This is a genomic window from Streptomyces shaanxiensis (assembly GCF_039537145.1).
Taxonomy (GTDB): Bacteria; Actinomycetota; Actinomycetes; order Streptomycetales; family Streptomycetaceae; genus Streptomyces; species Streptomyces shaanxiensis.
The window spans coordinates 83253-89926 of sequence record NZ_BAAAZY010000027.1 but is presented as its reverse complement, the minus strand read 5'-3'; the positions used below and the strand labels follow the sequence as shown (position 1 = coordinate 89926).

At 72.8% G+C, this 6674-nt stretch carries 3 protein-coding genes and 2 tRNA genes; 3 read left to right on the top strand and 2 right to left on the bottom strand.

Annotation, left to right across the window (positions count from 1 at the left end):
• Positions 1-33: 33 nt before the first annotated feature.
• A complete protein-coding gene (locus ABD932_RS37795; protein WP_345020173.1) occupies positions 34-4332 on the bottom strand; it encodes a hybrid sensor histidine kinase/response regulator in 4299 nt (1432 codons plus the stop codon).
• Positions 4333-4705: 373 nt separating this feature from the next.
• The gene (locus tag ABD932_RS37790) at positions 4706-5209 is read right to left on the bottom strand and encodes an SSI family serine proteinase inhibitor (RefSeq protein WP_345020171.1); all 504 of its coding nucleotides are present in this window, start codon (positions 5207-5209) and stop codon (positions 4706-4708) included.
• Between the two features lie 181 nt (positions 5210-5390).
• Between ABD932_RS37790 and ABD932_RS37785 the strand changes: the two genes are divergently transcribed.
• The 3 genes from ABD932_RS37785 to ABD932_RS37775 all read left to right on the top strand — a co-directional run bounded on the left by ABD932_RS37785 (position 5391) and on the right by ABD932_RS37775 (position 6588).
• Positions 5391-5481 (top strand) — tRNA-Ser (locus ABD932_RS37785).
• Positions 5482-5695: 214 nt separating this feature from the next.
• Positions 5696-5768, top strand: a tRNA-Arg gene (locus ABD932_RS37780).
• Positions 5769-5898: 130 nt separating this feature from the next.
• Positions 5899-6588, top strand: a complete 690-nt coding sequence (locus ABD932_RS37775) for a hypothetical protein (protein ID WP_345020169.1) — start codon at positions 5899-5901, stop codon at positions 6586-6588.
• The last annotated feature ends 86 nt before the right edge of the window (positions 6589-6674 follow it).

Sequence of the window (6674 nt, the reverse complement as noted above, 5' to 3'; positions counted from 1 at the left end):
GTCATGAGGACCGTACGTCATGAGGGACGTACGTCAGTTGGTCCCGATCCGCGACAGCAGGTCCACGATCCGCGACTGCACCTCGGCGCTGGTGGAGCGCTCCGCGAGGAACAGGACCGTCTCGCCGGAGGCCAGCCTCGGCAGGTCGGCCTGGTCGACGGCGGCCGTGTAGACGACGAGCGGGGTGCGGTTGAGCTGCCCGTTCGCGCGCAGCCAGTCGACGATGCCGGCCCGTCGGCGGTGCACCTGCATCAGGTCCATCACGACCAGGTTCGGCCGGAAGTCGCCCGCCAGCGTCACCGCGTCGGCATCGCTCGCGGCCCGCGCCACCTGCATCCCGCGCCGCTCCAACGTCGCCGTCAGCGCCAGCGCGATCTCCGCGTGCTCCTCGATGAGCAGCACGCGCGGCGGGTGCTGCTCGGTGTCCCGGGGCGCGAGCGCCTTCAGCAGTACGGCCGGATCGGCACCGTACGCCGCCTCTCGCGAGGCCTGTCCGAGACCCGCCGTCACCATCACCGGCACCTCGGCGGCGACGGCGGCCTGCCGCAGCGACTGCAGTGCGGTCCGCGTGATCGGCCCGGTCAGCGGGTCGACGAACAGCGCGGCCGGGAACGCCGCGATCTGGGCGTCGACCTCCTCGCGCGAGTGCACGATGACCGGCCGGTAGCCGCGGTCGCTCAGCGCCTGCTGGGTCGTCACGTCCGGCGCCGGCCACACCAGCAGCCGCCGCGGGTTGTCGAGCGGCTCCGGCGGAAGCTCGTCGTCCATCGGCTGCGGGCGCGGCGTGTCGGCGACCTCGATGGCGCCGCCCGGCCCGTCCAACGGCTCCGGCCCCTCGGCGGCGTTCTCGTCCGGCGCGCCTATGGCGTACGACCGCCCGGCGCCCTCGGTCATCGCCGCCGGCCGCGCCTGCCCCGCCAGCGACGGCTGGGGCTGCCCGCCGAGCGACGGTTGCGCGGGCACCGGCTGCGCGGGCACCGGCTTCTCGGTCGGCGGATGCGGCCGCGCCGTCTGCTCCGCCGAGGCGGACGCCCGCGCGGCGGGGTCGGGCGGCGTACCCAGCTTGCGGCGCCGTCCGCCGTTGGTCTGATGCGGGGGAGGAGTGGCCGTCGACTGAGACGACTGAGACGACTGAGATGCCTGGGCCAGCTGCGCCGGCTGCGAGGCCTGTGCGGGCTGCTGCACCTGCGCCGCCTGCCGCGTGAACGGCACGCCCTGCCCCAACGTCCGCACACTGATCGCCCGACCCTGCGTGGAGTTCGGGTCCACGGGTGCGCCCGAAGCGGCGGCCTCGGCCGGGAGGGGCTGCGCCGCACGCTGCTGGGCGGCCGCGGCCTCGGGGGGCAGCGGGGTGCCCGCAGCCGGGGTGCCGGGGGCGGACTGGGGCTGGGCCTGCTGAGGGGTGTTCGGGTTCGGCGGTACGGGGGTGGTGGCGCCGTTCGCCGGTACGGCCGTCCCGTCTCCGGAGGTGCCGTCGGCAGCGGGCCACGGCTGCGGGGCCGGTACGCCCTGGGCCGGCGTGCCATGCGCGGGGACACCGTGACCGGGGGTCTCGGCGGGGAGGGGCCCGCCCGGAACCGGCTGCGCGGACGCGGCCTGGCCGGGCACCGGCAGAGGCTGCCCCGGAGCTGCCTGCCCCGCAGCGCCCTGCACGGGCGCCCCCTGCGCAGCCGTCCCGGCCGCTTCCGCCGGCTGGCCGACAGCCCGTCGGCGACGCCCGGTCGGCGCGCTGGTCGGATGCGGCTGCGGCGGGGTGTGGTCCTCGGCCTGATCGTGCGGTACGGCGTCGTGCCGCCCCTCGTCCACGAGTACGTCACCGGGAGCGCCCTGCCCGGAAGCCCTGCCCTGCCCTGGAACCGCCCCCGGAGCAATCGGCGAAGCCGGAGCCGCACCCGCAGGCATCCCAGCCGCAGCCGCAGCCGCAGCCGCAGCCGGAGTCGTAGCCGGAGCCGGAGCCGAAGTCGGCTCAGTGCCACCCGGCACCTCCGCCCCGGGGGCGACCCCCCGGTCCGCCTCGGCGGGCGGCAGCGCGAACACCTTCCGGGGCCCCGCCTCCTGTGCCTTCGCCTGCTCAGCCGCACGCTCCGACGCCGCGGCCAGCGCACGCCGACGCCGCCCGGTCGGCTGAGGACCCTCACCCGAGTCGGCCGTACCGGCCCCGGAGGGCGCTTGTCCGCCGGCACCGCCCGCGGGCAGCGCAGGCGGCAGCGCGTGCTGCTCCCCGCCGTCCCGCCGGGCACGTCGCCCACCGGGCGCGGGCACTCCCTGCGGCGGTACGGTCCCGCCCAGGCCGTTCCCGGCGGCCGCGGTGCCCGCCGCATGCTCGGCGGCCGTCACGACGGCGCCCTCGGAGACACCGTCCCCGCCGTCCTCGGCCGGTCGTCCGCGGCGCCGTCCCGTACCGCCGGAAGCCTCGCCGCCACCGTCCTGTGCCCCCTGGGGGAGCTCCGGAGGGGCCGCGCGCCTGCGCCGCCGTCCGGTGGGCGCCGCACCCTCGGCTTCGGCACCGTCGGCCTCGGGCGTGTCGCTCTCCAGGAAGGCGTCGACGGAGGCCCGCCGGGCCCGCCGCCGCCCACCGCCGCCAGCCTGCTCGTCCCCCGCGGGGGCACCCTCGGTGACGTCACCGGCCTCGGTCGGGAGGGAGTCGACGGGAGCGGCGGAAACAGCCCCGGCCCCACCCCCGATCGGCACCTCCAGGACGAACGCGCTGCCGCTCATCCCCGGCACCTCGTGCGTCTGCAGCACGCCACCGTGAGCCCGCACGATCCCTCGCACGATCGGCTCGTGCACCGGGTCTCCCCCGGCGTACGGCCCGCGCACCTCGATCCGTACGACCTCACCGCGCTGCGCCGCCGCGACGACCACGGTGTTGTCCATGTAACCGCCCGCCGACACCGGCGAGTTGCCGGTCGCGTCGACCCCCGCGACATCCGCGACGAGATGCGCGAGCGCGGTCGCGAGGCGCTGTGGGTCGACCTCGGCCTCGATGGGCGGCGCGTGCACGGCGAACTGCACCCGCCCGGGCCCGATGAGCTCGACGGCCCCGTCGACACCCGCGGCGACGACGGCGTCGAGCATCACCTTCGTACGGGAGACCCCGTCGCCCCCCGAGTCGAGCCGCTGGTACTGGAGCACGTTGTCGATCAGGGTCGTGATCCGCGAGTACCCGGCGGACAGGTGATGCAGCACCTGGTTGGCCTCGGGCCACAACTGCCCGGCGTCGTCCGCGGCGAGCGCGGCCAGCTCACGGCGCAGCTCGTCGAGCGGCCCGCGCAACGAGCCCCCGAGCAGTGTCAGCAACTGCTCGTGCCGGCCCGCCAGAGCCTCGTACCGGTCCTTCTCCCGCTCCCCGAGCGCGGCGTACCGCTCCTCGCCGGCGGCGAGCTCCTCCTGGTGCCGCTCCTGAAGCTCCTCGGCCTCGGTCACGTGCTTCTGCCGCAGCGCGGTCAGCTCGGAGGCGTGCTCCTCGGCGAGCCGCTCCAGCTCCTCCGCGTGCTGCTTGTCGGCGGCGGCCTTCTCCTCGGCGAGAGTGTCGTAGGGCCGCCGGTCGGTGAAGGTCATCACGGCGCCGACGAGCTGCTCGCCGTCGCGCACGGGCGCGGTGGTCAGGTCGACGGACACCTTGTCCCCGCCCTTGGACCACAGCACCTGCCCGCGCACCCGGTGCTTGCGTCCGGAGCGCAGGGTGTCGGCGAGCGGGGACTCCTCGTACGGGAAGGGCGACCCGTCGGCACGTGAATGCAGGACGAGCGTGTGCAGCTCGCGTCCGCCGAGGTCACTGGCCCGATAGCCCAGGATCTGAGCGGCGGCCGGGTTGACGAGCACGATCCGCCCGTCGGTGTCGGTCCCGACCACACCCTCGGAGGCGGCCCGCAGGATCATCTCGGTCTGCCGCTGCGAACGCGCCAGCTCGGCCTCGGTGTCGACGGTCCCGGAGAGGTCCCGCACGACGAGCATCAGCAGCTCGTCGCCCGTGTAGCCGTAGCCGTCGTAGGCCTGTTGCCCGTTCTCAAGATTCGCGGACGTGACCTCGACCGGGAACCCGCTCCCGTCCGTCCGCCGCGCCATCATCCGGGTCGGCTTGGTCCGCCCCTGCGGGTCCATGTGATCGGGCCGCCGCATGGAGCCGGGAATCAGCTTGGAGTCGAAGTGCGGCAGGAGATCCAACAGCCCCCGCCCCACCAGAGCGGTCCCCGGCGCCTCGAAGGTCTCCAGGGCGATGGTGTTGGCGTTGACGACGGTCCCATTGGCGTTGACCAGCACCAACGCATCGGGCAGCGCGTCGAGTATGGCTGCGAGGCGAGCAGCGCCTCGGGATGGCCTGCTGCTCACGAGACGCTTCCTCCCTGTTACCGCACCTTGCCGACCGCTCGGGCCATCTTGCCAACCGGCCCGCGACGTGTCACGCGAGGGAGTCTAAGGGCTGGGGTTGCGCTCGCGACGCCGGATGAGAGGGACGTCGCACGGCGAAGTGACCCAGAACGTATGACCGCCTGTGCAGATGTCCTGCCCGCCGCCCTTCCAGCACCCTTCGGACTTCGCGAGACCTTCGCGGGACATTTACGGACCCGGTGCTTCCCCCTTGGAAAGCCTGTACGAAGGCTGTACGACCGCGTACCGGAGCCCCTGCTTCCCGGCTCCGGCGAGGGGCGGAGGCGGTGGGTGGCGGGACGTCGGCCGTGGGAGGTGGGCCGTGAGAGGTGGGCTACGCCCGCCCCTCCTGCCTCAGATCGGGAAGCACCGGCACGAGCCGGTCCCACCGCCCGATCTGACACCCGTCACCGCGGTCGTACCGCGCGTCGACGGGCCGCCCGGCCCAGGTCCCGGTGACATGCGCGGTGGCGGGACCGCCGTACTGCATGGTGCACAGGGTGCCCTGCGGTACGGGAGCGAAGGCGTCCTTGCCCCACCGGGTGCCGCGATCGAGGGCGGCACAGGCGTCGGCCACGTCGGGGTGGTCGCCGCCGTCGGGGTGGCAGTACAGCTCGTAGGTCCCGTCGTGGCCGTCGCCGGCGTCGCGGACGGTGATGGTGAGGTGGTCGCCGGAGCGGCCGGGCTCGTGGAGGGACGGGAGGGGGAGGGGCGCGGCCTGGGCGTACGCCGAGGCGGGCGCGACGGTGGCGGAGCCGACGGCGACGAGGGATCCGGCGGCGACGACGAGAAGCCGCCGGAGGCGCCCGGCCGCGGCGGAACGGTTGACCTGCAACATGACCTGACTAACGCCGTACGCCCCCCGACGTTGCGCCCCGCGACGCACCCCGCGCAGCGCGCCGGGAAGGGCTTTGCCCTGTGGCCTCCCTGCCTAGTACCGTGGACGTCGATTGGTGACACCACGCTCGACTGTGTCATCATCTGCACGCACCAATCGCGCTCGCGCGAGCGGCTGTGCTGGAGGCGTCGCCTAGTCCGGTCTATGGCGCCGCACTGCTAATGCGGTTTGGGCCTTAAAGCCCATCGAGGGTTCAAATCCCTCCGCCTCCGCGCTCGATCACGAAGCCCCGGTCCACAGGACCGGGGCTTCGTCGTTGACGGCTGCCGTTCGACGGCTCACTGCCGACTACCGCCTCAGAGGTGTTTCCGCAGGTCACAAGGGGTGCGGCTAACGGATTTCACATGGCGGCGCCGGTCATGTAATGTTCTTCCTGTCGCCGCGAGCGGGCCGGAAGGGCCGGGAGCGGCGAAGAAAACAGAACAAGCACTCGTAGCTTAACGGATAGAGCATCTGACTACGGATCAGAAGGTTGCAGGTTCGAATCCTGCCGAGTGCACAGCGATCAAAGGCCCCGGAGAGATCCGGGGCCTTTGGCGTTTTTGCCCTCTGTCTGCCTCGAACGCGCCGCCCTACAGTTTGGGTCGGCGATGCGCCGATCGGTCGGGGCGGTCATACCGGGGGCGGGCATGGAGACGGCGCAGCGGGTGATTCGCCGGAGTGGCCTCTTCTCCAGGCTGCTCTTCGTGCTGTGGTGCTTGGCGCTGCTTCTTCTGATCTACAGCTTGGTCCGGCAGAACCTGCCCGGTGGGGCGACCCGCAGCTGGCCTTGGCGGCTCCAGCTCCTGGATCTCCAGAGTGCGGTCGCGGCCGTGCTGGCGACCGGAGGTGCGTCACTGGCCCGTGAGCAGTACGCGCGCACGGTCAAGCCGCTGATCGGATACTTCGGACGCGTGACCACCGAGCACGGTCCGCACGGTCAGTTGGCATGGGTGTGCCATCTGTTCAACGGTGGGCAGGAGTCCGCCGTCATGACGGACGTCAGCTACTGGATCACCTATACCGACGCCGGGCGGGACAGCGGGGCCGCGGACTCCTCGGCATGGTTGACGCATTCCGCGGCGGTGGCGTCCATCGAGAAGAGTGGTCTTGTGAACAGGGTGGATTTCGCGTTGACCGCCTCAGGGGCCGGACATCCGCTCTCGGCGCAGACGCCCCGGTACATGGGATGGTTCACGGAGAAGGCCATGCGCGAGGTGGACAACGTGTTCGTCAGAGTCCGCGTGCTCGACCGGGTGGGCGATGCTCACGAGCGGGTGATCAATTTACTGAAGAGTGCCAATCGCTCGCCTTCCCATCCGGACCCACCGCTCCTCTGAACTCCCGACCGGTCTCACTCCCCGGAGACTCCGGAGACGCAGGAGACGCCGGCCAGGTGGGAAAAACATGTCGCCGCGAGCCGCGG

What these genes read in the sequence shown, in the direction of transcription:
- ABD932_RS37790 (WP_345020171.1), bottom strand. Translation starts at nt 5,209, where the DNA reads ATGTTGCAGGTCAACCGTTCCGCCGCGGCCGGGCGCCTCCGGCGGCTT.
- ABD932_RS37775 (WP_345020169.1), top strand. Translation starts at nt 5,899, where the DNA reads ATGGAGACGGCGCAGCGGGTGATTCGCCGGAGTGGCCTCTTCTCCAGG.